This window comes from Mycobacterium palustre, from assembly GCF_002101785.1.
Taxonomy (GTDB): domain Bacteria; phylum Actinomycetota; class Actinomycetes; order Mycobacteriales; family Mycobacteriaceae; genus Mycobacterium; species Mycobacterium palustre.
On record NZ_LQPJ01000143.1, the window covers coordinates 27,244 to 53,329 of the forward strand.

General features: G+C 73.0%; 28 protein-coding genes. 20 read left to right on the forward strand and 8 right to left on the reverse strand.

The genetic code is table 11. The features are described 5' to 3' along the window. The first annotated feature begins 24 nt into the window (after positions 1 to 24). Positions 25 to 372, forward strand: coding sequence for a cupin domain-containing protein (locus AWC19_RS25615; protein WP_085080894.1), 348 nt, complete (start codon positions 25 to 27; stop codon positions 370 to 372). Positions 373 to 377: 5 nt separating this feature from the next. Continuing rightward, positions 378 to 1,331, forward strand: a complete 954-nt coding sequence (locus AWC19_RS25620) for an NAD(P)H-dependent flavin oxidoreductase (RefSeq protein ID WP_085080895.1) — start codon at positions 378 to 380, stop codon at positions 1,329 to 1,331. Here AWC19_RS25620 and AWC19_RS25625 read toward each other — a convergent pair. Beyond that, complete coding sequence (locus tag AWC19_RS25625; RefSeq protein ID WP_085080896.1) at positions 1,273 to 2,010, reverse strand: helix-turn-helix transcriptional regulator; 738 nt, start codon at positions 2,008 to 2,010, stop codon at positions 1,273 to 1,275. The two genes, AWC19_RS25620 and AWC19_RS25625, sit on opposite strands and share 59 nt — an antisense overlap. 92 nt (positions 2,011 to 2,102) lie before the next feature. On the opposite strand from AWC19_RS25625, the gene AWC19_RS25630 reads away from it, so the two are divergent. Further along, the gene (locus AWC19_RS25630) at positions 2,103 to 2,543 is read left to right on the forward strand and encodes a DoxX family membrane protein (protein ID WP_085080921.1); all 441 of its coding nucleotides are present in this window, start codon (positions 2,103 to 2,105) and stop codon (positions 2,541 to 2,543) included. On the opposite strand, the gene AWC19_RS25635 is transcribed toward AWC19_RS25630, so the two are convergent. After that, positions 2,525 to 3,025 carry a DUF1990 domain-containing protein gene (locus AWC19_RS25635; RefSeq protein ID WP_085080897.1) on the reverse strand — a complete coding sequence of 167 codons (501 nt, stop codon included), beginning with the start codon at positions 3,023 to 3,025 and terminating at the stop codon, positions 2,525 to 2,527. The two genes, AWC19_RS25630 and AWC19_RS25635, sit on opposite strands and share 19 nt — an antisense overlap. Before the next feature lie 59 nt (positions 3,026 to 3,084). On the opposite strand from AWC19_RS25635, the gene AWC19_RS25640 reads away from it, so the two are divergent. Further along, positions 3,085 to 3,963 (forward strand): aldo/keto reductase, encoded by an 879-nt coding sequence (locus AWC19_RS25640; RefSeq protein ID WP_085080898.1) that lies wholly within the window; start codon positions 3,085 to 3,087, stop codon positions 3,961 to 3,963. Positions 3,964 to 3,977: 14 nt separating this feature from the next. Here AWC19_RS25640 and AWC19_RS25645 read toward each other — a convergent pair whose 3' ends face one another. Beyond that, complete coding sequence (locus tag AWC19_RS25645) at positions 3,978 to 6,551, reverse strand: helix-turn-helix transcriptional regulator (protein ID WP_085080899.1); 2,574 nt, start codon at positions 6,549 to 6,551, stop codon at positions 3,978 to 3,980. A gap of 227 nt (positions 6,552 to 6,778) precedes the next feature. Between AWC19_RS25645 and AWC19_RS31320 the strand changes: the two genes are divergently transcribed. From AWC19_RS31320 to AWC19_RS25710, 12 genes are all read left to right on the forward strand, one after another. After that, positions 6,779 to 8,713, forward strand: a complete 1,935-nt coding sequence (locus AWC19_RS31320) for a PE family protein (protein WP_142281419.1) — start codon at positions 6,779 to 6,781, stop codon at positions 8,711 to 8,713. A 40-nt stretch (positions 8,714 to 8,753) separates the two neighbouring features. After that, positions 8,754 to 9,377: a PaaI family thioesterase gene (locus AWC19_RS25660; RefSeq protein WP_142281420.1), complete on the forward strand. Its 624-nt coding sequence runs from the start codon at positions 8,754 to 8,756 to the stop codon at positions 9,375 to 9,377. A 76-nt stretch (positions 9,378 to 9,453) separates the two neighbouring features. After that, entirely contained in the window at positions 9,454 to 11,571 is a 2,118-nt protein-coding gene (thrS, locus tag AWC19_RS25665; RefSeq protein WP_085080922.1) for a threonine--tRNA ligase, read from the forward strand. Then, positions 11,564 to 12,136 carry an ATP adenylyltransferase gene (locus AWC19_RS25670; protein WP_085080901.1) on the forward strand — a complete coding sequence of 191 codons (573 nt, stop codon included), beginning with the start codon at positions 11,564 to 11,566 and terminating at the stop codon, positions 12,134 to 12,136. The genes thrS and AWC19_RS25670 overlap by 8 nt, the downstream gene beginning before the upstream one ends. 16 nt (positions 12,137 to 12,152) lie before the next feature. After that, positions 12,153 to 12,800 carry a phosphatidylinositol phosphate synthase gene (gene pgsA / locus AWC19_RS25675; RefSeq protein ID WP_085080902.1) on the forward strand — a complete coding sequence of 216 codons (648 nt, stop codon included), beginning with the start codon at positions 12,153 to 12,155 and terminating at the stop codon, positions 12,798 to 12,800. Continuing rightward, positions 12,797 to 13,714: a phosphatidylinositol mannoside acyltransferase gene (locus AWC19_RS25680; protein ID WP_245849336.1), complete on the forward strand. Its 918-nt coding sequence runs from the start codon at positions 12,797 to 12,799 to the stop codon at positions 13,712 to 13,714. Before pgsA ends, AWC19_RS25680 begins: the two co-directional genes overlap by 4 nt. Then, positions 13,714 to 14,850 (forward strand): glycosyltransferase family 4 protein, encoded by a 1,137-nt coding sequence (locus AWC19_RS25685; protein ID WP_085080903.1) that lies wholly within the window; start codon positions 13,714 to 13,716, stop codon positions 14,848 to 14,850. The genes AWC19_RS25680 and AWC19_RS25685 overlap by 1 nt, the downstream gene beginning before the upstream one ends. After that, positions 14,850 to 15,887, forward strand: coding sequence for an NUDIX hydrolase (locus AWC19_RS25690; protein ID WP_085080904.1), 1,038 nt, complete (start codon positions 14,850 to 14,852; stop codon positions 15,885 to 15,887). The genes AWC19_RS25685 and AWC19_RS25690 overlap by 1 nt, the downstream gene beginning before the upstream one ends. A 66-nt stretch (positions 15,888 to 15,953) precedes the next feature. Continuing rightward, a complete protein-coding gene (gene pdxS / locus AWC19_RS25695) occupies positions 15,954 to 16,865 on the forward strand; it encodes a pyridoxal 5'-phosphate synthase lyase subunit PdxS (RefSeq protein WP_085080905.1) in 912 nt (303 codons plus the stop codon). A gap of 9 nt (positions 16,866 to 16,874) precedes the next feature. Continuing rightward, complete coding sequence (tesB, locus tag AWC19_RS25700; RefSeq protein ID WP_085080906.1) at positions 16,875 to 17,720, forward strand: acyl-CoA thioesterase II; 846 nt, start codon at positions 16,875 to 16,877, stop codon at positions 17,718 to 17,720. Continuing rightward, a complete protein-coding gene (gene pdxT / locus AWC19_RS25705) occupies positions 17,717 to 18,313 on the forward strand; it encodes a pyridoxal 5'-phosphate synthase glutaminase subunit PdxT (protein WP_085080907.1) in 597 nt (198 codons plus the stop codon). Before tesB ends, pdxT begins: the two co-directional genes overlap by 4 nt. Positions 18,314 to 18,395: 82 nt before the next feature. After that, complete coding sequence (locus tag AWC19_RS25710) at positions 18,396 to 19,148, forward strand: YebC/PmpR family DNA-binding transcriptional regulator (RefSeq protein WP_085080908.1); 753 nt, start codon at positions 18,396 to 18,398, stop codon at positions 19,146 to 19,148. Positions 19,149 to 19,223: 75 nt separating this feature from the next. Here AWC19_RS25710 and AWC19_RS25715 read toward each other — a convergent pair whose 3' ends face one another. The 5 genes from AWC19_RS25715 to AWC19_RS25735 are packed head-to-tail and all read right to left on the reverse strand — an operon-like array spanning position 19,224 to position 22,842. Then, complete coding sequence (locus tag AWC19_RS25715) at positions 19,224 to 20,813, reverse strand: polyamine aminopropyltransferase (protein ID WP_085080909.1); 1,590 nt, start codon at positions 20,811 to 20,813, stop codon at positions 19,224 to 19,226. After that, positions 20,810 to 21,265, reverse strand: a complete 456-nt coding sequence (locus AWC19_RS25720) for a DUF350 domain-containing protein (protein WP_085080910.1) — start codon at positions 21,263 to 21,265, stop codon at positions 20,810 to 20,812. The genes AWC19_RS25715 and AWC19_RS25720 overlap by 4 nt, the downstream gene beginning before the upstream one ends. 14 nt (positions 21,266 to 21,279) lie before the next feature. Continuing rightward, positions 21,280 to 21,711 carry a DUF4247 domain-containing protein gene (locus AWC19_RS25725; protein ID WP_085080911.1) on the reverse strand — a complete coding sequence of 144 codons (432 nt, stop codon included), beginning with the start codon at positions 21,709 to 21,711 and terminating at the stop codon, positions 21,280 to 21,282. Beyond that, on the reverse strand, positions 21,708 to 22,220 hold the full coding sequence (locus AWC19_RS25730; protein ID WP_085080912.1) for a DUF2617 family protein: 513 nt from the start codon (positions 22,218 to 22,220) through the stop codon (positions 21,708 to 21,710). The genes AWC19_RS25725 and AWC19_RS25730 overlap by 4 nt, the downstream gene beginning before the upstream one ends. 10 nt (positions 22,221 to 22,230) lie before the next feature. Then, on the reverse strand, positions 22,231 to 22,842 hold the full coding sequence (locus AWC19_RS25735; protein ID WP_085080913.1) for a DUF4178 domain-containing protein: 612 nt from the start codon (positions 22,840 to 22,842) through the stop codon (positions 22,231 to 22,233). A gap of 151 nt (positions 22,843 to 22,993) precedes the next feature. Between AWC19_RS25735 and ruvC the strand changes: the two genes are divergently transcribed. The 4 genes from ruvC (at position 22,994) to AWC19_RS25755 (ending at position 26,008) form a co-directional block, all read left to right on the forward strand. Continuing rightward, entirely contained in the window at positions 22,994 to 23,560 is a 567-nt protein-coding gene (ruvC, locus tag AWC19_RS25740) for a crossover junction endodeoxyribonuclease RuvC (RefSeq protein ID WP_085080914.1), read from the forward strand. Then, complete coding sequence (gene ruvA, locus AWC19_RS25745) at positions 23,557 to 24,165, forward strand: Holliday junction branch migration protein RuvA (protein WP_085080915.1); 609 nt, start codon at positions 23,557 to 23,559, stop codon at positions 24,163 to 24,165. The genes ruvC and ruvA overlap by 4 nt, the downstream gene beginning before the upstream one ends. Beyond that, positions 24,162 to 25,235, forward strand: coding sequence for a Holliday junction branch migration DNA helicase RuvB (gene ruvB / locus AWC19_RS25750; protein WP_085080916.1), 1,074 nt, complete (start codon positions 24,162 to 24,164; stop codon positions 25,233 to 25,235). The genes ruvA and ruvB overlap by 4 nt, the downstream gene beginning before the upstream one ends. Before the next feature lie 95 nt (positions 25,236 to 25,330). Beyond that, positions 25,331 to 26,008, forward strand: coding sequence for a hypothetical protein (locus AWC19_RS25755; RefSeq protein ID WP_085080917.1), 678 nt, complete (start codon positions 25,331 to 25,333; stop codon positions 26,006 to 26,008). Positions 26,009 to 26,086: the final 78 nt, after the last annotated feature.

The window sequence follows — 26,086 nt, forward strand, 5'->3', positions numbered from 1 at the left end:
TTTCCCGAATCGAAGGGGTCGACCATGGAATCCATCTCGTTGACCAGCCTCGCCTCCGAAAAGCTGGCCGAGGCGGGGCGGTCGCACAGCGGACGCGCCGCGCACACCATCCACGGTGGCCACACCCACGAACTGCGCCAAACCGTGCTGGCCCTGCTGGCCGGCCACGACCTCTCCGAGCACGACAGCCCGGGGGAGGCGACGCTGCAGGTGCTGCAGGGGCACGTCCGGCTGACCACCGGCGGCGACGCCTGGGAGGGCAACGCCGGCGACTACGTCGCGATCCCGGCCGAGCGGCACGCCCTGCACGCGGTCGAGGACTCGGTGGTCATGCTGACCGTGCTGAAGAGCCAGCCCGGGGCGGCCCACTAGTTTCGATGCTGTCCACGCCCTGGTCGAGGAGTTTCGGGCTGCGGGCGCCCATCGTCAACGCCCCGATGGGCGGGGTGGCCGGCGGCCGGCTGGCCGCGGCGGTCACCGCCGCCGGGGGCCTGGGCATGGTCGGCATGGGCAGCGACGGCAGCAGGTCGCTGCTGGCCGACCAGCTGCGCCACGTGCGCGGTCGGTTCGGGATCGGCCTGGTGGACTGGGTGATGCGCAACGAAGAGGGTCTCCTCGAGGACGCGCTGGCCGCCGGCCCCGCCCTGCTGTCGGTCAGCTTCGGGACCGACCTGTCGTGGGTCGCGCGCGCGCACGACGCCAAAATCCCTACCGCCACACAGGTTTACGACCGCGACGGCGCCCGTCGGGCGGTCGACGCCGGCGTCGACGTCCTGGTGGCGCGCGGCGCCGAGGGCGGCGGCCACGGCGAGGTCAGGCTCGCGACGCTGCCGTTGCTCGACGCCGTTCTGGACGCCTTGGACGGCGCAGCGGTGCCGGTCCTCGCGGGCGGCGGCATCGCCTCGCCGCGCAGCCTGGCCGCCGTGCTGGCCGCGGGCGCCAGCGGCGCCTGGGTGGGCACCCGCCTGGCCGCGTGCCCCGAGGCGCTGACCGGCGACGGCAGCCGCCGGGCGCTGATCGCCGCGCGGGCCACCGACACGGCCGTCACCCGGGCCTTCGACGTCGCCAAGGGCCTGCCCTGGCCGGCGCGGTTCCCGGCGCGGGTGCTGGCCAACGACTTCGTCGCGCGCTGGACCGGCCGCGAGGACGCGCTCGACCCGCCGGCCTGCGACGAGCTGGCCGCCGCGACGGCCGCCGACGACCGCAGCATCGCGCCCGTCGACGCCGGCCAGGGCGTGGGCATGATCGCCGACGACGCGCCGGTGAGCGAGGTCATCGAGCAGATGTGCGCGGGCGCGGAGCGCTTGCTCGCCGGTTGGGGCCGGGCCTAAGCACGACGCAACACCGATCCGGGCCCGGGCACAGGCGCGCTTCGGGCCCGTGGGGCGCCAGCGCCTCGGCAACGCCGGTGATCAGCGCGTGGTTCATGTGGCAGGCCAGCTCCCGCTGTTGTTGGGCCAGCGCGTGGAACGGGCAGTTCGCGAGCTGCACCTCCCCGGACGCGCGGCGCGGCTCGTAGCCGTGCTCGCGCAGCACCGCCAGCGCGAGCCGCAGCGCGCCCGCCGCGTCGGCGGGCGGGCGCTGGGGCGCGCCGATCGCCCGGCCGTAGTCGCGGGCGACGCGGTCCAGCACCTCGACGACCGGCTCGCCGGTGGCCGCCGACTGCGCGATGGCGTCGGCCATCAGCCGGCCGGCCAGCTCGTATTCGCGTTGCGGGAGGCTGATCGCGATGTCGTGGCGGGCCCGCCGGTACAGCTTGGCGGTGCGGCCCGCGCCCGGTCCGGACCGCCCCGTCAGCCGTGCGTAGTCGGTCTCCAGCAGGCCCTCTGCGGTCAGCCGGTCCAGGTGGAACTTGGCCTGGTGGTGCGGGATCCCGAGGGCGTCGGCGGCCTGGTCGCGGCTCACCGGCGCGGGCTGGGCGCACACGAAGCGATACAGCCGCCGCCGCACCGGGTCGGCCAGCGCCCCGATGCCGGCGGCGTCACGCTCCAGCGGGTCCCTGCCGTCCACTCACCAGCCATTTCTAACGGACAAAACTCTTGACGCTACAGTCTACCGGTTCTAACGTTCGAATCATTATCCGTTAGAAAATGGAGGTGGCCATGAGCACCCAACAAGCCGGCGCGAGCCCCGCCCTCGCCAATCAGCTGCGGGACCCGGCCAATTCGGCGTACCTCGCGCTGCGCACCGTGTTCACGATCGCGCCCGTTGTGATGGGGCTGGACAAGTTCTTCAACCTGCTCACCCACCCGCGCCACTGGAGCGTGTATCTGGCCGGCTGGATCGACGACCTGGTGCCCGGCACCGCCGATCAGTTGATGTACGTGGTCGGGGTGATCGAGATCGTCGCCGGCATCGTGGTCGCGGTCGCGCCGCGGATCGGCGCCTGGGTGGTGGCGGCCTGGCTGGCCGGGATCATCATCAACCTCGTCACCGGTCCCGGCTGCTACGACATCGCGCTGCGTGACTTCGGGCTGCTGGTCGGCGCCGTCGCGCTCGGCCTGCTGGCGCAGGACCGGGCCCGTCAGACCGCGCGCAGGTAGCGCCCGGCGATGACGCGCTGGGCCCCGCGCACCAGCGGCCCGCCCGCCTTGCTCCACCACCGGGCGGGCCGGGAGAACGCCGACACCTCCGCGAACACCGCGGAGGTGCTCGGGTCCCGGCGCACCACGAAGCGTTCCTCGCCGGACTCGGGGTGGCCCGGCAGGGTGCCGTAGGCGAACCCGCGGATGTCGGGCTCGTCGACGACGTACACCACCCGGCACGGCGCGGGCAGCAAACCCAGGCGCACCACCAGCACGGCGTCGACGACGGCGACCTCCGAGCTGGCCTGCACCCGCAGCCCGGAGCCTCGCTGCATGCCCCAGTGCATGACGGCGTCGGCGGCCCGCTCGAAACGCTCTGTGCCCGTGCCGATCTGGCGTTCGACGTGCTGGTGATGGTAGCCCGCGGGCAGCCGCCCGTCGGCGGTCGCGCCCACCTCGCGGTACGTCAACGGAAGTTCCTCGAGCGCTCCCAGGTCCACCCGGCCAGCTTGCCACGTCGCGACGCGCGTCCGCCGTCGCGGCGGCGTAGGGTCTAAATGTGACCGCGCAAACACCCGTTGCCCAAGCATCCGGAACGTTCACCCTCGGCGGCGACCTGACCGTCAACCGACTCGGTTTTGGCGCCATGCGCCTGACCGGCAAGGGCGTGTGGGGCCCGCCCGCCGACCGCGACGAATGCGTCCGCGTCGTGCGGCGCGCGGTGGAACTCGGCGTGAACTTCATCGACACCGCGGACTCCTACGGCCCCTACGTGTCGGAGGAGATCATCCGCGAGGCGCTGCACCCCTACGACGGGGTGGTGATCGCGACCAAGGCGGGGCTGCTGCGCACCGGCCCCGATGTGTGGGTCCCGCTGGGCAATCCGGCCTACCTGCGGCAGGAATGCGAGATGAGCCTGCGCCGCCTCGGCGTGGAGACCATCGATTTGTTCCAGCTGCACCGCGTCGACCGCAACTTCCCGCTGGCCGACCAGGTCGGCGAGCTGGTCAACCTCAAGAACGAGGGCAAGATCCGCCACATCGGGCTCTCCGAGGTCGACATCGACCAGCTCAAGGAGGCCAGCCAGATCACCGAGATCGTGTCGGTGCAGAACATGTACAACCTGGCCTCGCGGGGGGCCGAGCCGCTGCTGGACTACGCGACCGACCAGGGCGTCGGCTTCATCCCGTGGTTCCCGCTGGCCGCCGGCCCGCTCGCGGCCCCCGACGGTCCGCTGCAGCGCATCGCCGCCGACCACGACGCGACGCCGTCGCAGCTGGCGCTGGCGTGGTTGCTGAAGCGTTCGCCGGTGATGCTGCCGATCCCGGGCACCTCCAGCGTCGCGCACCTGGAGGAGAACGTCGCCGCGGCCCAGATCACGCTGAGCGACGAGGAGTTCGAGACCCTGGCGGCCGCCGGAGGCCAGCAGACCGTCTGACCGACGCACGCCCCTCAGGCGTCGGCGCTGTGCTGCGCCCGGGCGTAGGCCGCGGCCTGGGTGCGGTTGGTCACGCCGAGCTTGACGAGGATCGAACCGACGTGGGAGCCCGCGGTTTTCGGGCTGATGTGCAGCGTCGCGGCGATCTGGGCGTCGCTGCGCCCGTCGGCGAGCAGCTCGAGCACTTCGCGTTCGCGGCGAGTCAACCCGTTCGGGTCGGCGCGGGTGTCGGCGTGGCGGCCGCGGCGGGTGGGTCCCCGCAACGCCGCCAGGCGCTGCCGGGCGCGGCGGGCCGCGGCGCGCGCGCCGAGCCGGCGAAAGGTCTCCAGCGCGGCCTGGACGGCGCCGATGTCACCGCCCAGCCGTGCCAGCGCCGCTTCGTAGGGGCAGCCGCGGCCCGCCCATTCCTGCGCCGCGGCCTGCCAGTCGCTCGCGACCGGATCCGGCGGGCCGGCGAGGTGCAGCCACCGCCGCAGGGCTTCGGCCCAGCGCGCATCGGCGTCGGCCGGCAGGCCCGCCAGCCCGGCGCGGGCCTCGGCGCGGGCGGCGTCGTCGTCGCCGGCCAGCCACGCCGTCTCGGCGCGCGCGGCGAACACCTGCGACCGCAGGACGTTGCCGGCGGTGTGCTCGAAAGCCTCGTCGAGCAGGCCGTCCTGGCGTTCCCCGCGGCGGGCGCGGATCAGCGCGAGCGCGATCAGCGGCAGGACCCGGTGCTGGGGGCTCAGGCCCGTGCGGGTGAGGATCCGCTCGGCCTGCAGCGCGGCGCGGTCCCAGTCGCCGCGGTAAAGCCCGCTCAGCGCCTCGGCCCCGGTGACCAACGCCTGGAACATGCCGAGGTCATGGTCGCCGCAGAACGCCGACGCGCGGGCGAGGTAGTCCTCGGCGCGGGTCAGCTCAAAACGCAACACCGCGACCCAGCAGATGAGGACGCCCAGCACCCCGGCGTGCTCGGTCAGGCCCGGGTCGTCCAGCGCCTCCTGCCAGACCGCCTCCAGCTCGTCCCACCCCTCGCCGGTGCGAAGGATCCGGGCCAGCGCCCGATAGCCACGGGCCCGCAGCACCACGGCGGGTTCGCCCAACTGCTCGCCCAGCCGCAGCGCGCGCTCGGCGTACTCGGCGGCGGCCGCCGGCTGGTAGCTGACCGCGGCGTAGGAGTGGGCCATGTTGACCAGCGACCAGGCCAGCTGCGGGGTGGGGCCCAGGCCGTCGAGCAGCCGCAGCGAGGCGCGGCCGGCCTCGACGGCTTCGGCGGTGCGCCCCAGCGGTTCCAGCAGGTGCGACAGCCACCGCAGGTCGTCGCCCTCTTCCAGGCGGTCACCGAGCCGGCGGCGGATCTGGATGGCCGCCCGCCACGACGACATCGAGTCGGCGGCGTGCCCGCACAGGTAGCTTTCGAACGCGTGCCGCTCCAGCCAATGCGCCTGCCGCCGCGGCGGGGCGGCGCCACACTGCCGCAACGTCAACCCGTACAGTTCGGCGGCCTCGGCGTGCGCGCCCAGCGCCGCGGCCCGCTCGGCCGCCGCCGGCCCGTATTCGACGACCGCCTCCTCGTCACCGGCCTGATGGGCGTGAAACACCAACGGCGACAAGGCTTCCGGGCTCACCGGGGGTTCGGCCAGCGCCGCCAGCGCGCGTTTGTGCAGCAGCCGGCGCTGCGGGTCGAGAATGCGATCCAGGGTGGCCCGCCGGGCGAGCTCGTGACGAAACCGCACCACCTCGCCTTCGGCGACCAGGACCCCCGCGTCGAGGCATTCGGTCAGCGCGGAGCCCGCCGCCGGGCACACCGTCTGCACCAGGGTCGCGCTCACCCGCGGCCCGCAGACGGCGACGGCCTGCGCGGTCTCCCGCGCGGCGTCCGACAGCCTGCCCAGCCGGCCCCACACCGCCTCGGAGACGCTGCGGGGCAGCGCGTCGCGACCGAGCGGGTCGGCGCCGGCCGCCAGAACCTCCGTGACGTAGAACGCGTTTCCGCCGGTCAGCTGGTGCAACTGGTCGGCGTTGACGCCGGCGCCGGCGGCCAGCACCGCCACCGCGTCGCGGCTCAGCGGCTCCAACCCGATCCGGCTGACCGCGGCGCACGTCGCGACGTCGCCCAGGGCGATCGACAGCGGGTGCTGCGGGCCGAGCTCGTCGTCGCGGTAGGACACCACCAACAGCAGCGGCAGCGCGTCGATGCGCCGGGCCAAGAAGCGGATCAGGTCCAGGGTGGCCCCGTCGGCCCAATGGACGTCCTCGATCGACCACACCCAGGGGTGCCCGTCGCGCAGCACCGTCAGGAGCCGCCGGTATAGCGCGCCGGCGTCGCCGCCTTCGATCGCGTCCCCCAGCGCGTGGGCCGCGGCGGGGCTCAATCCGGCCAGCGCGTCCAGCAGCGGCCCCAGCGGCCGCGGCGTGGCCAGGGGCTCGCACCACCCGGTCAACCGGCGAACCGAGCCGTCGAGCGCGGCGGTGAACCGGGTGATCACCGCGGTCTTGCCGACGCCGGCCTCGCCGCGCAGCAGCACCACCCGGCCGGCGCCGCGACGTAGGCCACGGGTCAGCGCGCTCAACTCGCCGAGCGCCGCCTGGCGCTCGAGCAAACGTTCCACCAGCTGCCCGCTCCCGTCCGACCGCTACGGTGCCTCGGGCAGCGGGCGTGGCAAAAATAGGGAAAATTCCTCAGGATTCGCCCAGGCCGGCCGGCGCACACTACTCGTCGAGCGCTCTGGGCGGCCGACAGCACACCCACCGCAGAATCCCGACATGATGCGGCTCACTGTAGCTGCGACGCCGCCCGGACGCGCCCATTACGGTCGCATTGGGCGGGAGGGTCGACATGTCGTTTGTGGTTGCCGCACCGGACTTCTTGGCGTCGGCGGCGGCGGATCTGCAGGGCATCGGGGCGGCGCTCGACGAGGCCCACGCGGCGGCCGCCGGCGCGACGACCGAGGTGCTCGCGGCGGCCGGCGACGAAGTGTCGGGGGCGATCGCGGCGCTGTTCAGCGGCCACGGCCAGGCCTATCAGGCGCTCGGTGCGCGGGCGGCGGCGTTTCATCAGCAGTTCGTCCAGGCGCTGAACGGCGGTGCGGGTGCCTACGGCCTCACCGAGGCGGCCAACGCGTCCCCGCTGCAGACCCTGCAGGACGACGTCCTCGGCGTGATCAACGCGCCGACCGAGCTGTTGTTGGGCCGACCCCTGATCGGTAACGGCACCAACGGTGCGCCCGGCACCGGGCAGCCCGGCGGGCCGGGCGGCATCCTGTGGGGCAACGGCGGCAACGGCGGGTCCGGCGGGCCGGGGCAGGCCGGCGGCAGGGGCGGCGACGCCGGGCTGTGGGGCAACGGCGGTGCCGGCGGAGCCGGTGGGACCGGCACGACCGGCACCACGGGCAACGCCAGCACCTTCACCAAAGGCGGCACCGGCGGGGTCGGCGGTAACGGCGGGGCCGGCGGCCACGGCGGCCTGTTGCATGGCGACGGCGGCGCCGGCGGCATCGGCGGCGCGGGCGGGCTCGGCGGCCCGGGCGGGGACGGTGTAGCCGGAAACAGCGGCGGAGCCCTCAATGGCGGCAACGGCACCGACGGTGGCCAAGGCGGCGCCGGCGGCCGGGGCGGGGCCGGCGGCCAGGGTTCGGCCTTGTTCGGCCATGCCGGCGCGAACGGCGACGGCGGCCAAGGCGGCCGGGGTGGCCAGGGCGGCCAAGGCGGCCCCGGCGCCACCGACACCGGGACCGGTGCAGGCAATGGCGGAAACGGCGGCAACGGCGGAGCCGCCGGGGCGGGTGGCGGCGCGGGCGGCCCAGGCGCCAGCGCGGGCCCCGCGGGCACCGGCGGCACCGGCGGCGCCGGCGGCAACGGCGGCGACACGGCGTTTGCCTTCCATGACGCCGGCAACGGCGGCGCCGGCGGCCACGGCGGCGATAGCGCCGGCGGCGCCGGCGGTCAAGGCGGCCGCGGCGGCGACGGCGGTGACGGCAACTTCACCGGCACCGGCAGCGCCAGACTCACCGGCGGCACCGGCGGCAACGGCGGCAACGGCGGCAACGGCGTCACCGCCGGCGACGGCGGCAACGGCGGCAACGGCGGCAACGCCGATGTCGCCCCCTTCATCAGCGCCCCCAGTGTCTCCGCCGAGGGCGGCGGGGGTGGCGGCGGCGGTGCCGGCGGCCTCAGCACCGCCGGCGGCGGCGCCGGCAGGGGCGGCGACGGCGGAAACGGAGGCACCGCCACGGCCCGATCCGGCACCCAAATCGCTACCGGCGGCGGTGGTTTCGGCGGCGGCGGAGCCCAAACCCCCTCCGCGGGCCCCGGCGGCGGTGGTGGTGGCGGCGGCGCCGCCGGTATCGGCAACGCAGGTGCCAACGGCGGTGACGGCGCCGACGGCGCGTTCGCCGGGAGCTTCAGCGCCCCCGGCGGTGGCGGTCACGGCGGCTTTGTCAACAGCACCTCGGGCGAGTTCAGCGCCGGCGGCGGTGGTGGTGGCGGCGCTGGTGTTGCCGGGAGCCCCGGCGCGGGCGGCGGCCAAGGCGGCAGCGCCGACGCCTCCTCAGGCGGCCAGGGCGGCCCGGGCGGCACCGGCCAAACCATCGGCGGCGCCGGCGTCGACGGTAAGAACGGCGACGCCGCCGGGGCTGGTAATGCCACCTCCACCGGCGGCGCCGGCGGCTCGGCCAGCGTCGGCGGCGGCGGAGGTGGTGGTGCCGCCGTCGCCAACGGCAGTTCCCCGGATGTGGCCCTTGGCGGCGCGGGCGGTGTCGGCGGCGGCCCCTAGCGCCGCCTAGCGCCCGCTAGGCCACCGATACGGTGTCCTGGTGGCCGGCGACCGACATCAGCACCCCGGCGGCGGGTTCAACCCGCCCGAGCCGACGACCAAGGGCGGCCCCGACTACGGCCGGTTCATCGACGGCGTCCGCAGGCTGCAGGATCACGCGCGCGCCGTGGACGCGCCCGACGAGGTGATCACCGAGGCGGCCGACCTGCTGGAAAAGGTTTCGTCGCTGCTGAGCCCCTACGACGCCGACGAGTGGGAGTCGCCGTCGGGACGGCGGATGGATCTGCCGATGCGCGGCAACATCCTGACGGTTCCCATGTCGGCCGGCAAGGGTGACGACGGGCGGATCCACGGCTGGGCGCGCTTCGCCCGGTTCCACCTGGGCCGCAACGGCGCCGTCCACGGCGGGGCGTTGGGCATGCTGTTCGACACCGTGCTCGGGTTGACGTCCGCGGTGCTCACCGGCGGCCCCCACCAGCGCACCGCCTACCTCAAGATCGACTACCGCAACATCGTGCCGATCGAAAAGCGGCTGCGGTTCGACTCCGGCGTCGACCGGGTGGACGGGCGCAAGATCTTCGTGTCGGGCCGGCTCAGCGACGGTGACACCCTGCTGACCGAGGCCGAGGCGCTGTTCGTGCGGCTCAAGCCTGGCCAGCCCTGAGGCGGCCCCACCCCGATAGCATTGCAACGATATTCACCGATCACCTGTCTCGACCCGAACCGTGGAGAGCAACCCGATGAGCGCCGCCGCACAGCCGACCCCCGGAGCCGATGGCGGCGACCCGCAGCGCCCGGCTTCGCCGCGCCCGCGATCGCCGCAAGGAGCCGAAGCCCCGATCCGGGTGCCGGCGGGGACCACCGCGGCGGCCGCCGTCGGCGAGGCGGGGCTGCCGCGCCGCGGCGCGCCCGACGCGGTCGTGGTGGTCCGCGACGCCGAGGGCAAGCTGCGCGACCTGAGCTGGGTGCCCGAGGCCGACGCCGACGTGATCCCGGTGCCCGCCAACACCGAAGAGGGCCGCGCCGTCATCCGGCATTCGACCGCCCACGTGCTGGCCCAGGCCGTCCAAGACCTGTTCCCGCACGCCAAGTTGGGCATCGGGCCGCCGATCACCGACGGCTTCTACTACGACTTCGACGTGCCCGAGCCGTTCACCCCGGACGATCTGGAGAAGCTGGAAAAGCGGATGCGCCAGATCGTCAAGGAGGGCCAGCTGTTCGACCGGCGGGTTTATCAGTCCAAAGAGCAGGCCCGCGCCGAGCTGGCCGACGAGCCCTACAAGCTCGAACTCGTCGACGACAAGTCCGGCGACGCGGAAATCATGGAGGTCGGCGGCGACGAGCTCACCGCCTATGACAACCTCAATCCCCGCACCCGCGAACGGGTTTGGGGCGATTTGTGCCGGGGCCCGCACATCCCGACCACCAAGCACATCCCGGCGTTCAAGCTGACCAGAAGCTCGGCCGCCTATTGGCGGGGCGATCAGCGAAACGCCAGCCTGCAACGCATCTACGGCACGGCCTGGGAGTCGCAGGAGGCGCTCGACCGGCACCTCGAGCTGATCGCCGAGGCCCAGCGCCGCGACCACCGCAAGCTGGGCGCCGAGCTGGACCTTTTCAGCTTCCCCGACGAAATCGGTTCGGGCCTGGCGGTTTTCCACCCCAAGGGCGGCATCGTGCGCCGGGAGCTGGAGGACTACTCGCGGCGCAAGCACGCGCACGCCGGCTACGAGTTCGTCAACACCCCGCACATCACCAAGGCCCAGCTGTTCAACACCTCGGGCCACCTCGACTGGTACGCCGACGGCATGTTCCCGCCGATGCACATCGACGCCGAGCACAACGAGGACGGGTCGCTGCGCAAGCCGGGCCAGGACTACTACCTCAAGCCGATGAACTGCCCGATGCACTGCCTGATCTTCCGGGCCCGCGGGCGGTCGTATCGCGAACTGCCGTTGCGGCTCTTCGAGTTCGGCACCGTCTACCGGCTGGAGAAGTCCGGCGTCATCCACGGGCTGACCCGGGTGCGCGGCCTGACGATGGACGACGCGCACATCTTCTGCACGCGCGAGCAGATGCGCGACGAGCTGCGCTCGTTGCTGCGGTTCGTGCTCGACCTGCTCGGCGACTACGGCCTGACCGACTTCTATCTCGAGCTGTCGACCAAGGACCCCGAGAAGTTCGTCGGCTCCGACGAGGTATGGGCGGAGGCCACCAACGTGCTGGCGGAGGTGGGCGCCGAGTCCGGCCTGGACCTGGTGCCGGACCCGGGCGGCGCGGCGTTCTACGGCCCGAAGATTTCCGTGCAGGTCAAGGACGCGCTGGGGCGCACCTGGCAGATGTCGACGATCCAGCTGGACTTCAACTTCCCGGAGCGTTTCGAGCTGGAGTACACCGCGCCCGACGGCACCCGCCGGCGCCCGGTGATGATCCACCGCGCCCTGTTCGGGTCGATCGAGCGGTTCTTCGGCATCCTCACCGAGCACTACGCCGGGGCGTTCCCGGCGTGGCTGGCGCCGGTACAGGTGGTCGGCATCCCCGTCGCCGACGAGCACATCGCCTACCTGGAAAGCGTTGCCGCGCAGCTGAAGTCGCACGGTGTCCGGGTTGAGGTGGACACCAGCGATGACCGGATGGCCAAGAAGATCGTCCACCACACCAACCAGAAGGTCCCGTTCATGTTGCTGGCCGGCGACCGCGACGTGGCGGCCGGGGCGGTGAGCTTCCGTTTCGGCGACCGCACGCAGATCAACGGCGTGGACCGCGACAGCGCGGTGGACGCCGTCGTGAAGTGGATCGCGGACCGCGAAAACGCCGCTCCCACAGCCGAACTGGTGAAAGTGGCCGGCGGTGGGTGACCAAGGGCGCGCCGAGGACGCCGAAGACACCATCCTGGACCGGGGTGTCGGCGAGCGTGACCATTTGCAGCGGTTGTGGACGCCGTACCGGATGACGTACCTGGCCGAGGCGCCGCTGAAGCGCGACAACGGCAAGACCGAGCAGCCGTTCACCGACATCCCGCAGCTGCCCGACGAGGACGGCCTGGTGGTGGCCCGCGGCGAGCTGGTCTACGCCGTGCTCAACCTCTACCCCTACAACCCCGGCCACCTGATGGTGGTGCCCTACCGGCGCGTCTCCGAACTCGAGGACCTGACCGAGGCCGAGAGCGCGGAGCTGATGGCCTTCGTTCAGAAGGCGATTCGCGTGATCAAGAACGTATCGCGCCCGCACGGCTTCAACGTCGGGCTCAACCTGGGCACGTCGGCGGGCGGGTCGCTGGCCGAGCATTTGCACGTGCATGTCGTGCCGCGCTGGGGCGGCGACGCCAACTTCATCACCATCATCGGCGGGTCGAAGGTGATACCGCAGTTGCTGCGCGAGACCCGCCAGCTGCTGGCCACGGAATGGGCCCGCCAGTCATGAGCCGGGCAAGACAGCGATGAGCAAGGTGCCGTTCCTGTCGCGGGCGGCGTTCGCGCGGCTCACCACTCCGACCGCCAGGGCAGCGCTGCGGGTCGGCTTGACCCCGGACGCGGTCACCGTGCTGGGCACCGTCGTCGCGGTGGCGGGGGCGCTGACGCTGTTTCCGTTGGGCAAGCTGTTCGCCGGCACGCTGGTGGTCTGGTTCTTCGTGCTGTTCGACATGCTCGACGGCGCCATGGCGCGGGAACGCGGCGGCGGCACCCGCTTCGGCGCGGTGCTGGACGCCACGTGCGACCGCGTCAGCGACGGCGCGGTGTTCTGCGGGCTGCTGTGGTGGGTCGCCTTCGGCCTGCGCGACGAGCCGCTGGCCGCGGCGACCCTGATCTGCCTGGTCACCTCCCAGGTCATCTCCTACATCAAGGCCCGCGCCGAGGCCAGCGGCCTGCGCGGCGACGCCGGCATCATCGAACGCCCGGAACGGCTGATCATCGTGCTGGTCGGCGCGGGCCTGTCCGACCTGCCGGGATACCCCCTGCCGTGGGCGCTGCCGGTGGCGATGTGGCTGCTCGCGGTGGCCAGCGTGATCACCTGCGTGCAGCGGCTGCACACCGTGCGGACGTCGCCGGGGGCGACGGGCCCGCTCCCGCCCGAGGGGCAGCCGTGATCCTGCCCGGACCGCTGACCCGGACCGCGACCGATTGGACCTTCGCGGCCGGCTGGATGGCCGTGCGGGCCCTGCCGGAGTTCGCGGCCCGCAACGCCTTTGACGCCGGGGCGCGTTATGCCGCCCGCAACGGCGGCCCGGAGCAGCTGCGCAAGAACCTGGCGCGCGTCGTCGGGGTGGCCCCGGAGCGGGTGCCCGACGCGCTGATGCGCGACTCGCTGGCGTCCTACGGCCGCTACTGGCGGGAGGCGTTTCGCCTCCCGTCGATGAACCTTCGGAAGCTGGCGGTCGAACTCGACGCCGCGTTCCGCGGCGCCGACAACCTGGACGCGGCGCTGGCCGCGGGCCGCGGCGCGATATGCGCGCTGCCGCACAGCGGCAACTGGGACATGGCCGGGGTGTGGTTCACCCAGACGCGCGGCACCTTCACCACCGTCGCGGAACGGCTGCAACCGGAGTCGCTGTACCGGCGTTTCGTCCGCTACCGCGAGGGCCTGGGCTTTCAGGTGCTGCCGCTGTCGGGCGGCGAGCGGCCGCCCTTCGAGGTGCTGTGCGACCGGCTGCGCGCCAACGGGCTGGTGTGCCTGATGGCCGATCGCGACCTGACCCGCACCGGCGTGCAGGTCGACTTCTTCGGCGAGGCCACCCGGATGCCGGCCGGCCCCGCCAAGCTGGCGGTCGCGACGGGGGCGGCCCTGCTGCCGGTGCACTGCTGGTTCGACGGGGACGGCTGGGGGTTCGAGGTGTTCCCGCCGCTCGACACCGGCGGCGGCGACGTCGGCGCCATCACCCAGGGGCTGGCCGACCGGTTCGCCGAGAACATCGCCGCCCACCCCGAGGACTGGCACATGATGCAGCCGCAGTGGCTGGCCGACCTGACCGAGGCGAGACGGGCGAGGCTGAGGGAAGCCTGATGCGCATCGGGATGGTCTGTCCCTACTCGTTCGACGTCCCGGGCGGGGTGCAGTCGCACGTCCTGCAACTCGCCGAGGTGATGCGCGCCCGCGGCCACGACGTCAGCGTGCTCGCGCCCGTGTCGCCGCACGCGTCGCTGCCCGACTACGTCGTCTCCGCCGGCAAGGCCGTCCCGATCCCCTACAACGGGTCGGTGGCGCGGCTGCGGTTCGGGCCCGCCACGCACCGCAAGGTCAAAAAGTGGCTCGCCGACGGTGATTTCGACGTCCTGCACCTGCACGAGCCCAACGCGCCCAGCCTGTCGATGCTGGCCCTCAACATCGCCGAGGGACCGATCGTGGCGACGTTTCACACCTCGACCACCAAGTCGCTGACCCTGACGGTGTTCCAGGGCATCCTGCGCCCGATGCACGAGAAGATCGTCGGGCGCATCGCGGTGTCCGACCTGGCCCGGCGCTGGCAGATGGAGGCGCTGGGGACCGACGCGGTCGAGATCCCCAACGGGGTCGACGTCGAATCGTTCGCGGCGGCCCCGCCGCTGGACGGCTACCCGCGGCCGGGCAAGACGGTGTTGTTCCTGGGCCGCTACGACGAGCCCCGCAAGGGCATGTCGGTGCTGCTGGACGCGCTGCCGCGGGTGGTGCGGCGCTGCGCGGACGTGCAGCTGCTGATTGTCGGCCGCGGCGACGAGGAGCAGCTGCGCGGGCAGGCCGGCGGGCTGGCGAAGCACATGCGGTTTCTCGGGCAGGTGGACGACGCCGGCAAGGCGTCGGCGATGCGCAGCGCCGACGTCTACTGCGCGCCCAACACCGGCGGCGAGAGCTTCGGCATCGTCCTGGTGGAGGCGATGGCGGCCGGAACCCCGGTGGTGGCCAGCGACCTGGACGCTTTCCGGCGCGTGCTGTGCGACGGCGAGTGCGGGCGGCTGGTGCCGGTCGATCCGCCGGAGTCGCAGGCCGCCGCCCTGGCCGACGCGCTGGTCGAGGTGCTTTCCGACGACGCGCTGCGCGACCGCTACGTGGCGGCCGGGTCGGCGGCGGTGCACCGCTACGACTGGTCGGTGGTGGCCAGCCAGATCATGCGGGTGTACGAGACGGTCGCCGGGTCGGGCAGCAAGGTCCAGGTGGCCGGCTGATGTCGTGGCTGATCGTCGCCATCGCTGTGCTGGCGGCGCTGGTCGCCCTGGCCGGCGCCTGGGCGTACCGGACCGCCAACCGGCTGGACCGGCTGCACGTGCGCTACGACCTGTCGTGGCAGGCGCTGGACGGCGCGCTGGCGCGGCGGGCGGTGGTGGCGCGCGCCGTCGCGATCGACGCGTACGGGAATTCGCCCGCGGGCCGGCGGTTGACGGCGCTGGCCGACGCGGCCGAGAACGCCCCCCGGCACGCGCGCGAGTCGTGCGAGAACGAGCTGTCGGCGGCGCTGGCCGCCGTCGGCCCGGCGTCGGTGCCGGCGGGCCTGGTGGCCGAGCTGGCCGACGCCGAGGCGCGGGTGGTGCTGGCCCGCCGGTTCCACAACGACGCCGTGCGCGACACCCTCGCGCTGGCCGAGCGGCCCCTGGTGCGCGCGTTCCGGCTCGGTGGAACCGCCGCGCTGCCAAGCTATTTCGAGATCGTCGAGCGGCCACACGCCCTGGCGCACGGTGACCTGGCCGTTCCGGGCGCGCTCAACCGTCGCACCTCGGCGCGGGTGGTGCTGCTCGACGAAACCGGCGCGGTGCTGCTGCTGTGCGGCTCGGATCCCGCGATCAGCGACGGCGGCGCGCCGAGGTGGTGGTTCACCGTCGGCGGCGAGGTGCGCCCCCGCGAGCGGTTGGCCGAGGCCGCGGCGCGGGAGCTGGCCGAGGAAACCGGGCTGCGCGTCGACCCCGCCGGCTTCGTCGGCCCCATCTGGCGGCGCGACGAGGTCTTCGAGTTCAACGGCTCGCTGATCGACAGCGAGGAGTTCTACCTGGTTCACCGCACCCGCCGCTTCGAGCCGTCCGTCGCGGGCCGCACCGAGCTGGAGCGCCGCTACATCCACGGCGCCCGCTGGTGTGACGCGAACGACATCGCCGCGCTGACCGCGGCCGGCGAGCAGGTGTACCCGCTGCAGCTCGGGGAGCTGTTGCCCGCGGCCAACCGGCTGGCCGACGGCGCCCGCGACCCCGGCGCGCCCCAGCCGATCCGCTGATCGCGCGCGGACTCGGTCGTCGACCCCCACTAGACTGGTGCCCGAATTACCGGGTGAAGGAGAGTGGTGGACAGCGCCGGACGGCCGAGCCAGGCCAACCAGACGGGCACCGCGCGGGTCAAGCGCGGCATGGCCGAGATGCTCAAGGGCGGCGTCATCATGGACGTCGTCACCCCCGAGCAGGCCCGCATCGCCGAGGGCGCCGGTGCCGTGGCGGTGATGGCGCTCGAACGGGTGCCGGCCGACATCCGCGCCCAGGGCGGGGTGTCGCGGATGAGCGACCCCGACATGATCGAGGGCATCATCTCCGCGGTGACCATCCCCGTGATGGCCAAGGTCCGCATCGGGCACTTCGTCGAGGCGCAGATCCTGCAGAGCCTGGGCGTGGACTACATCGACGAGTCCGAGGTGCTGACCCCCGCCGACTACACCCACCACATCGACAAGTGGAAGTTCACGGTGCCGTTCGTGTGCGGGGCGACCAACCTCGGCGAGGCGTTGCGCCGCATCAACGAGGGCGCGGCGATGATCCGCTCCAAGGGCGAGGCCGGCACCGGCGACGTCTCCAACGCCACCACGCACATGCGCGCCATCAGCGGCGAGATCCGCCGGCTGACGTCGCTGTCCGAGGACGAATTGTACGTCGCGGCAAAGGAATTGCAGGCGCCCTACGAGCTCGTCGTGGAGGTCGCGCGGGCGGGCAAGCTGCCGGTGACGCTGTTCACCGCGGGCGGCATCGCCACGCCCGCCGACGCCGCGATGATGATGCAGCTCGGCGCCGAGGGGGTCTTCGTCGGCTCGGGCATCTTCAAGTCCGGCGCCCCCGAGCACCGCGCCGCCGCGATCGTCAAGGCCACCACGTTCTACGACGACCCCGACGTGCTGGCCAAGGTGTCGCGCGGGCTGGGCGAGCCGATGGTCGGCATCAACGTCGAGCAGATCGCGCAGCCGCATCGCCTGGCTCAGCGGGGCTGGTAAGAACAGTCCGTGGCGATCGAAAAGATCCTCGATCTCGAACAACTCGAGGTCAACATCTATCGCGGGAGCGTGTTCAGCCCGGAATCGGGTTACTTCCAGCGCACCTTCGGCGGTCACGTGGCCGGGCAGTCGCTGGTGTCGGCGGTGCGCACCGTCGACCCGCGCTACCAGGTGCACTCGCTGCACGGGTACTTCCTGCGGCCCGGGGACGCGACGGAGCGCACGGTGTTTCTCGTCGAGCGCATCCGCGACGGCGGCTCGTTCGTCACGCGGCGCGTCAACGCCATCCAGCATGGGGAGACCATCTTTTCGATGTCGGCGTCTTTTCAGATCGACCAGGAAGGCATCCACCACCAGGACGTCATGCCCGTCGCGCCGCCGCCCGACGGGCTGCCCGGCCTGGACTCGATGCGGGTCTTCGACGACGCCGGGTTCAAGCAGTTCGAGGAGTGGGACGTCTGCATCGTGCCCCGCGAGCGGCTGCGGCTCTCGCCGGGCAAGGCCTCCCAGCAGCAGGTGTGGTTTCGCCACCGCGACCCGCTGCCCGACGACCCGGTGCTGCACATCTGCGCGCTGGCCTACATGAGCGACCTGACCCTGCTCGGGTCGGCGCAGGTCAACCACCTCGACGTGCGCGAGCACCTGCAGGTGGCGTCGCTGGACCACGCGATGTGGTTCATGCGCCCGTTCCGGGCCGACGAGTGGTTGCTCTACGACCAGAGCTCGCCGTCGGCCAGCGGCGGTCGCTCGCTGTGCCAGGGCAAGATCTTCACCCGTTCCGGCGAGATGGTCGCCGCGGTCATGCAGGAGGGGCTGACCCGCTTCATGCGCGACTTTTCCTCCGCCGACCGGTGAGCGCGCCGCGGATCGGTGTCCTGGCGCTGCAGGGCGACACCCGCGAGCACCTGGCCGCGCTTACCGAGGCCGGGGCCGAGGCGGCGCCGGTTCGCCGGCGCCGCGAGCTGGACGCCGTGGACGGGCTGGTCATCCCCGGCGGGGAGTCCACCACCATGAGCCACCTGCTGGTCGACTTCGACCTGCTCGAGCCGCTGCGGTCGCGGCTGGCCGAGGGGCTGCCGGCCTACGGCGCGTGCGCCGGCATGATCCTGCTGGCCAGCGAGATCCTCGACGCCGGCGCCCGGGGGCGCCAGGCGCTGCCGCTGCGCGCCATCGACATGACGGTGCGGCGCAACGCCTTTGGGCGCCAGGTCGACTCGTTCGAGGGCGACATCGGATTCGCGGACCTCGACGGGCCGGTGCGCGCGGTGTTCATCCGCGCGCCGTGGGTGGAGCGGGTCGGCGACGGGGTCCGGGTGCTGGCCCGCGCGGCGGGGCACATCGTCGCGGTGCGCCAGGGCCCGGTGCTGGCGACGGCGTTTCACCCCGAGATGACGGGCGATCGTCGCATCCACCACATGTTCGTGGACATGGTCACCGGCAAGGCCTGAGTGCCGGTCGCCGACCCCACGATGGCCGGCCACGTAGACTCGTACGGCGAACTTTGAGGCAACAGAAGAGGTACGACGAGCAATGAGCGGCCATTCCAAGTGGGCCACCACCAAGCACAAGAAGGCCGTCATCGACGCCCGCCGCGGCAAGATGTTCGCCCGGTTGATCAAGAACATCGAGGTCGCGGCCCGAGTCGGCGGCGGTGACCCCGCGGGCAACCCCACGCTGTACGACGCCATCCAGAAGGCCAAGAAGAGCTCGGTGCCCAACGACAACATCGAAAAGGCGCGCAAGCGCGGCGCCGGCGAGGAGGCCGGCGGCGCCGACTGGCAGACCATCACCTACGAGGGCTACGCGCCCAACGGCGTGGCGGTGCTGATCGAGTGCCTGACCGACAACCGCAACCGCGCGGCCAGCGAGGTCCGGGTCGCGATGACGCGCAACGGCGGCACCATGGCCGACCCCGGGTCGGTGGCCTACCTGTTCAGCCGCAAGGGCGTGATCACTTTGGAGAAGAACGGCCTCACCGAGGACGACGTGCTGGCCGCGGTCCTCGACGCCGGCGCCGAGGACGTCAGCGACCTGGGCGACAGCTTCGAGATCATCACCGAGCCCGGCGACCTGGTCGCGGTGCGCAAAGCGCTGCAGGACGCCGGCATCGACTACGACTCCGCCGAGGCGGGATTCCAGCCGTCGGTGACCGTGCCGCTCGACGCCGACGGCGCGGCGAAGGTGATGAAGCTCGTCGACGCCCTCGAGGACAGCGACGACGTTCAGGACGTCTACACCAACGCCGACATCCCCGACGAGATCCTGGCCCAGATCGAGGGCTGAGCGCCACGGGGCCGGGCCGAGGCTCTCGGACGGCCACGACGACCGCCCAGAACGCGATCTGCGTGCAAGCGGGCGCTACCGATCCCAACCGCGCCGCATGTCGTCGACGACGCGCGGGTTGTCCAGCGTCGAGGGCTCCAGCGCCCGCGGCCCGATGTCCCCGGCGAACACCGTGGCGGCGTCCAGGACCCGCTGGTTGAGGAAGCGCAGCGGCGGCGCGTCGGCCGGCATCTTCGGCCTGGGCGCGGCGTCGCCGCGGCGCGCCAGGGCGAAGCCCCAGTCGCCGAAGGTGGGCACGTGCACGTGGTACGGCGTGACCGCGTACCCGGCGGCCCGGATCGTCGAGACCGTGCGCCAGAACGCCGTCGGGGTGGAAAACGGGCTGCCCGCCTGCACCGCCAGCAGCCCGCCGGGGGCCAGGGCCCGCCCGGCCAGCGCGTAGAACTCGGTCGAGTACAGCCGGCCCAGGACGGGCGTGTCGGGGTCGGGCAAGTCGACGATGACCGCGTCGAACAGCCCCGGCGGGCCGCGGCGCAGCCAGGTCATCGCGTCGTCGATCACCACGCCGACCCGCGGGTTGTCCAGGGCGCCGGCGTTGGCGCCGCGTAGCGTGGTGCGCGCCAGCTCGATCACCGCGGGGTCGAGCTCGACCTGCACGATCCTTTCGATGCCGGGCTGGCGCAGCAGCTCGCGGGCCGCCAGGCCGTCGCCGCCGCCGAGCACCAGCACCGAGCGCGCCCCTCTGGCGTCACCGCCCAGCGCGGGGTAGACCAGGCTTTCGGTGTAGCGGTACTCGTCGCGGGTGGAGAACTGCAGGCCCCCGTCGAGGTAGAGGCGGGTGTCGTCGCCGCGGCGGGTCACCACGATCTCCTGGTACGGCGTGTGCCGGTAGGCGATGATCGGGTCGGCGTAAAGCCGCTGCCTGCTTGTGGTTTCGATGTCCGCCGAGCGCGCCAGCAGCGTGGCGAGCAGCGCGAGCGCGGCGGCCAGGGCGCACAGCGCGGCCAGCAGCTGCCGGGCGGACACCGCGCGCCGCAGCAGGAAGACCGACACCACGGCCGCCGCGGCCAGGTTGACCATGCCGGTGGCGGCCGCGCCGCGGATCATGCCCAGCTGCGGCAGCAGCACAAACGGCCAGACCAGCCCGCCCAGCAGCGCCCCGAGGTAGTCGGCGGCGTTGAGGTTGGCCAGGGTGCGCCCCGCGTCGGCGGGCCCCGCGGTCCGGCCGCGCTGCAGCAGCGTCATCAGCAGCGGCACCTCGGCGCCGACCAGCGCGCCGATCAGCGCCGTGCTCACCGCCAGCACCCACGTCGATCCGTCGGAAGCCTCCAGGAAGGCGAACACCACGTACAGCGCCGCCGCCGACAGCCCGCCGACGACGCCCAGCAGCGCCTCCACGGCGACGAACGCGGCCGCCGCGTGCGCCAGCAGCGGCTTGACCAGCAGGGCGCCGGCCCCCAGCGCGGCGATGTAGCCCGCGACGATCAGCGAGGTGGCGACGATCCCGCCGCCGTTGAGGCTGGCCGACAGCGTCAGCAGGGCGAGCTCGTAGACGATGCCGCACGCCGCGCACGCCGCCACGGCGGCCAGCAGCACGGCGCGCCACCGCGCCGAGGGTTCCGGGGGCCGGACCGCCCGCGGCGCCGGCGAATCGACCGACGTCATGACACCGCGGCGGCGGTGACCCCTCCCACGGCCAGCAGCATCAGCGCGACCGCGAACGACGCCGGATGCAGCTGCGGGTCCTCGACGTGCTCGTGGAAGCTGCCGGGGATCACCAGGTGCAGCGTGAGCAGCGCGACGCCGAGCAGGATCACGCCCATCAAGCCGTACACCGCCACGCCGAGCAGCCCCTGGCCCAGCTGGCTGTAGCTGTTGGCGATGGCGGTGATGATCACGACGGTGAGCGCGGTGTACATCGCGCAGGCGATCACGACGGCGTTGGGGCGGCGGTCCACGAACACCAGCTGGCGCAGCTTGCCCGGGGTCAGCACGTCGACCATGTAGAACCCCACGACGAGGACGGCCATCCCGACCGCGAAGTACAGGATCGACGCGACGACGCCGCGCAGGATCGGGTTGACGTCGACGTTGCCGATCTCGACGGCGAGGTACATGGTTGTCTCCTTTGCTATTTCGTTCCACCCGGCCCGCCGGGGCTACCTCCGGCGCCGCGCGACGGTGATCCGGGCGAGAACCCGGGACCGAGGAAGATGAACGCGCCGTGGCTGTATCCGCCGCCGAGGCCCTCCACGCGGATGCTGCACGGGTAGCCGCCGTCGGGCCCCACGATGACGATGTTGTCGGGGTAGCGCAGGTATTGGCTGTCGCCGCGCGCGGCGCGGGCGTCGGGGCGCTGATAGCCGGCGAGCGTGTTGGCCACCTGGGCGGGCGGTCCGGTGCAGGCGTAGCGGGTCCCGTTCGCGTCGCGCGAGTACTCCCGGTAGTGGCCGGCGATATAGGACGCGATGTTCTTGTGCTGCAACGCGATTCCCAATACCAGGCACACGACGGCGCCGACGGCCAGGGCGCCCGACAGCACGAACAGGCGGTTGCGGCTCATGGTTGCCACCGGCTCGAGGTGTGCACCACGGTCCCGCCGGAGCCGGGCCGGCGCCCGGGATACAGATGCCAGGTCTGCCACCGCCAGCCGGCGCCGTCGGGCGCGGCCGCCAGCGCGGTCAGCGCGGCGTCGTCGCCGGGGAACGTCCCGCCGAGCCAGCCGGGTTCGCGCGCGCACCGGTCGCGCAGCCCGCGCGCCAGCCGGCGGAAGCGGGCCTCGTCGTAGGTTTCGGTGCGCGACTCCAGCCGGTAGCCGGGCGCGTCGGTGCGCTGCGGCAGGTCGCCCCCGGCGCTGCGGGCGGTGCACGAAACCTGTTCGGAGAACGTGCCTTTCGCGTGCTCGACCGCGACGACGTGCGAGGCGCCCAGGACCCCGAGCAGCAGCGCCCCGCCGGCGGGGTGCCGCAGCGAGCAGCTGGCCAGCGGCGCCGGGGCGGGCGCGTTGAGCGCCAGCCCCAGCCTTTCGCCGGACACGTCCGTCGGGGTCACGGCGAGCTGATGAAGCGGCACCGGGGCGCTCCTACGGCGAGGAGGGTGGGGGCGCGGGATAAACGGTGAGCTCGCCGGGCCGCACGGACTTGCCCGTCGAGATCTCCCAGGGCATGTCCGGGGCCCAGCGCTCGAAGGACAGCAGCGCGCTCTCGTCGGCGTTGGTGCAGTCCAGAAACTCCATCTCGCCGCCCGCGGGCAGCCCGGTGGTGCCCTCGGTGGTGTAGGAGGCGCGGCCGCGCTCGGACTCGTGGAACGAGACGCCGTCGACGACGTAGGAGTCGCCGGGCTGCAGCGTGAGGTCCTTGCGGGCGACCCACATGGCCAGCTCGAGGCGCCCGTCGTCCTCTTCGACGCTCAGCCAGAGCGGCTGGTCGCCGCCCTCGAGCAGGTGCTCCCACCACACGAACGGGCCCTCGCGGAACGTCACCGACCCGCGCACCACGTAGTCGACGCCGCCGTAGCTGACCACGGCGCCGGGGCCGAGCTGGCGCGGCCCGAACTGCGGCATCGCGTCGAACGACAGCGGGTCGGAACGCCCGCGCGGCCGCGCGCCTTTTTTCGGCCGCCGCAACGCGATGACCAGCACCACGATGGAGGCAACGAAGAGCACCGCCGCGAGCACGAACAGCAGTGTTCCCACGCGGACCCTTCCGTTGCGGCGGTGCAGGAGCGGACGTGGGCCTTAAGTTAACAGCTTTTGCCCAGGGCGGCGCGTGTCCTGACGGATCGCGTCGGCCCGGCCCGCTAGGCTCTCGAACAGCTGTTCGCACTGTTGGTGGTAGGGAGCGGTAATGCGGGTGATGGGCGTCGATCCCGGGCTGACCCGATGCGGGCTGTCCGTGGTGGAAAGCGGGCGGGGGCGCCACGTCGTCGCGCTCGACGTCGACGTGGTGCGCACCCCGTCGGACGCGTCGCTGCCGAGTCGGTTGCTGGCCATCAGCGACGCCGTCGAGCATTGGCTGGCCACCCACCAGCCGGACGTGGTCGCCATCGAGCGGGTGTTCTCCCAGCACAACGTGACGACGGTGATGGGCACCGCCCAGGCGGGCGGCGTGGTGGCGCTGGCGGCGGCCAAGCGCGGCGTCGGCGTGCACTTCCACACCCCCAGCGAGGTCAAGGCCGCCGTCACCGGCAACGGCGCCGCCGATAAGGCCCAGGTGACCGCGATGGTCACCAAAATCCTTGCGCTGCAAGCCAAACCGACGCCCGCCGACGCGGCCGACGCGCTGGCGTTGGCGATCTGCCACTGCTGGCGGGCGCCGATGCTCGCGCGGATGGCCAAAGCGGAGGCCGTGGCCGCCCAGCAGCGGCACGCCTACCGGGCCAGGCTGGCGGCCAAGGCGAGGGCCGTCCGATGATCGCCTCGGTGCGCGGCGAGGTGCTCGAGGTGGCGCTCGACCACGTTGTGATCGAGGCCGCCGGCGTCGGCTACCGGGTGAACGCGACGCCGTCGACGCTGGCGACGCTGCGGTGCGGGAGCGAGGCCAGGCTGATCACCGCGATGGTGGTGCGCGAGGACTCGATGACGCTCTACGGGTTCTCCGACGCCGAGACCCGCGACCTGTTCGCCACGCTGCTGTCGGTGTCGGGGGTGGGCCCCCGGCTGGCGATGGCGACGCTGGCCGTGCACGACGCCGCCGCGCTGCGCCAAGCCCTGCACGACGGCGACGTCGCCGCGCTGACCCGGGTGCCCGGCATCGGCAAGCGCGGCGCCGAGCGGATGGTGCTGGAACTGCGCGACAAGGTGGCCCCGGTGGGGGCTGCTTTTGCGCCGGGCGCGCCCGCCCACGCGGGTCTCGACGGCCACGCCGTGCGGGGCCCGGTGGTCGAGGCCCTGGTGGGCCTGGGCTTCGCCGCCAAGCAGGCGGAGGAGGCCACCGACAAGGTGCTGGCCACGAATCCTGACGCGACGACGCCGGGCGCGTTGCGGGCCGCCCTGTCGCTGCTGGGGAAGGCGCGATGACCGACAACTTCCGCGGCCCCGACCATCCGGAGGACTACGCCGAGCGCGAGGTGTCGGGGGCGCTGGTGTCCGGCGAGGGCGACGTCGACGTCGGCCTGCGGCCCCGCTCGCTGCGGGAGTTCATCGGCCAGCCGCGGGTGTGCGAGCAGCTGCAGCTGGTCATCGAGGGCGCCAAGAACCGCGGCGGCACGCCCGATCACATCCTGCTGTCCGGGCCGCCGGGGCTGGGCAAGACGTCGCTGGCGATGATCATCGCCGCCGAGCTCGGCTCGTCGCTGCGGGTGACGTCCGGGCCGGCGCTGGAGCGCGCCGGCGACCTGGCCGCGATGCTGTCCAACCTGGTCGAGCACGACGTGCTCTTCATCGACGAGATCCACCGCATCGCCCGGCCCGCCGAGGAGATGCTCTATTTGGCGATGGAGGACTTCCGCGTCGACGTCGTCGTCGGGAAGGGCCCCGGGGCGACGTCGATCCCGCTGGAGGTGGCGCCGTTCACCCTGGTCGGCGCGACGACGCGGTCCGGCGCGCTGACCGGCCCGCTGCGCGACCGGTTCGGCTTCACCGCGCACATGGACTTCTACGAGCCCGCCGAGCTGGAGCGGGTGCTGGCGCGTTCGGCGGGGATTTTGGGCATCGAGCTGGGCGCCGACGCCGGCGCGGAGATCGCCCGGCGCTCGCGCGGGACCCCGCGCATCGCCAACCGGCTGCTGCGCCGGGTCCGCGACTTCGCCGAGGTGCGCGCCGACGGCGTGATCACCCGGGATGTCGCCAAGGCCGCGCTCGAGGTCTACGACGTCGACGAGCTGGGCCTGGACCGGCTGGACCGGGCGGTGCTGTCCGCGCTGACCCGTGGCTTTGGCGGCGGCCCGGTCGGGGTGTCGACGCTGGCGGTGGCGGTGGGCGAGGAGGCCGCCACCGTCGAGGAGGTGTGCGAGCCGTTCCTGGTCCGCGCGGGCATGGTGGCGCGCACGCCGCGTGGGCGGGTGGCGACCGCGCAGGCCTGGACGCACCTCGGGATGACCCCGCCGGCCGGCGCGGCCGGCCTCGGGCAGCCGGGTCTGTTCGACTAGCGCCGTGGTGACCGCCGCGCGCCGGTGTGGGTTACGTCACCGTCTCCGCGGGTATCCAGGCCGTCAGCAGTAATTAGCTGTCGGAGGAGATTCTTATGAGGCACACCAACGCCGACTACGGCGCCGGCTATGGACGGCCCTACATGCCGCGCAGCCGCGGCGCACTGTCCGGGCTGCTCCTTATTCTTTTGGGCGCGTGGGGCGCGCTCGTTCCGTTCTTCGGACCCAACATCAACTGGGCCTACATGACCGACCCGGCCTGGACCTGGACGGCGGCCAAGGGCTGGCTGGAGGTGCTTCCCGGCGTCGTCACCGCGGTGGGCGGCCTGATCCTGCTCGTCTCCGGGAACCGCGCCAGCGCGGTGTTCGGCGGCTGGCTGGCGGTGGTCGGCGGCGCGTGGTTCGTGGTCGGGCGCGCGTTCGCGCCGACGCTGCGGATCGGCGACGTGGGCCAACCCGCGGCGGCCGCGGACCTCAAGCGGGCCCTGCTGGAGGTCACCTATTTCACGGGCCTGGGCGCGCTGATCGTGTTTTTGGGCGGCGCCGCGCTGGCCCGCGCGGCGGTGCGGCACGCGCGCGACGTCGTGGTGACCGAGCCGGCGGCCGCCCCGGTGGCCGCACCGGGCGCCGGCGCGCCGGCGGCCGAACCGGCGATGTACGACGAGTCACGCGACGTGTCGCGGGCGCGCACGGACCCCGCGGCGGCCGAGGCCGAACCGCGGCGGCGCTTCGGCGGCGGCCTGTTCGGCCGGCGCCACCACGCCGGCGTCTAGGTGTACCCGGCCATAACGTTGGTTACAGGCGGCTGATGGGTGGTAGGCCGCTGAGTGCGCTGTGGCGGCGTTGAGTGT

What these genes read in the sequence shown, in the direction of transcription:
- AWC19_RS25715 (WP_085080909.1), bottom strand. Translation starts at nt 20,813, where the DNA reads ATGACGTCGGTCGATTCGCCGGCGCCGCGGGCGGTCCGGCCCCCGGAA.
- AWC19_RS25755 (WP_085080917.1), top strand. Translation starts at nt 25,331, where the DNA reads ATGAGGCACACCAACGCCGACTACGGCGCCGGCTATGGACGGCCCTAC.
- ruvB (WP_085080916.1), top strand. Translation starts at nt 24,162, where the DNA reads ATGACCGACAACTTCCGCGGCCCCGACCATCCGGAGGACTACGCCGAG.
- AWC19_RS25630 (WP_085080921.1), top strand. Translation starts at nt 2,103, where the DNA reads ATGAGCACCCAACAAGCCGGCGCGAGCCCCGCCCTCGCCAATCAGCTG.
- ruvC (WP_085080914.1), top strand. Translation starts at nt 22,994, where the DNA reads ATGCGGGTGATGGGCGTCGATCCCGGGCTGACCCGATGCGGGCTGTCC.
- AWC19_RS25685 (WP_085080903.1), top strand. Translation starts at nt 13,714, where the DNA reads ATGCGCATCGGGATGGTCTGTCCCTACTCGTTCGACGTCCCGGGCGGG.
- AWC19_RS25615 (WP_085080894.1), top strand. Translation starts at nt 25, where the DNA reads ATGGAATCCATCTCGTTGACCAGCCTCGCCTCCGAAAAGCTGGCCGAG.
- AWC19_RS25690 (WP_085080904.1), top strand. Translation starts at nt 14,850, where the DNA reads ATGTCGTGGCTGATCGTCGCCATCGCTGTGCTGGCGGCGCTGGTCGCC.
- AWC19_RS25620 (WP_085080895.1), top strand. Translation starts at nt 378, where the DNA reads ATGCTGTCCACGCCCTGGTCGAGGAGTTTCGGGCTGCGGGCGCCCATC.
- ruvA (WP_085080915.1), top strand. Translation starts at nt 23,557, where the DNA reads ATGATCGCCTCGGTGCGCGGCGAGGTGCTCGAGGTGGCGCTCGACCAC.
- AWC19_RS31320 (WP_142281419.1), top strand. Translation starts at nt 6,779, where the DNA reads ATGTCGTTTGTGGTTGCCGCACCGGACTTCTTGGCGTCGGCGGCGGCG.
- thrS (WP_085080922.1), top strand. Translation starts at nt 9,454, where the DNA reads ATGAGCGCCGCCGCACAGCCGACCCCCGGAGCCGATGGCGGCGACCCG.
- pgsA (WP_085080902.1), top strand. Translation starts at nt 12,153, where the DNA reads ATGAGCAAGGTGCCGTTCCTGTCGCGGGCGGCGTTCGCGCGGCTCACC.
- AWC19_RS25710 (WP_085080908.1), top strand. Translation starts at nt 18,396, where the DNA reads ATGAGCGGCCATTCCAAGTGGGCCACCACCAAGCACAAGAAGGCCGTC.
- AWC19_RS25725 (WP_085080911.1), bottom strand. Translation starts at nt 21,711, where the DNA reads ATGAGCCGCAACCGCCTGTTCGTGCTGTCGGGCGCCCTGGCCGTCGGC.
- AWC19_RS25720 (WP_085080910.1), bottom strand. Translation starts at nt 21,265, where the DNA reads ATGTACCTCGCCGTCGAGATCGGCAACGTCGACGTCAACCCGATCCTG.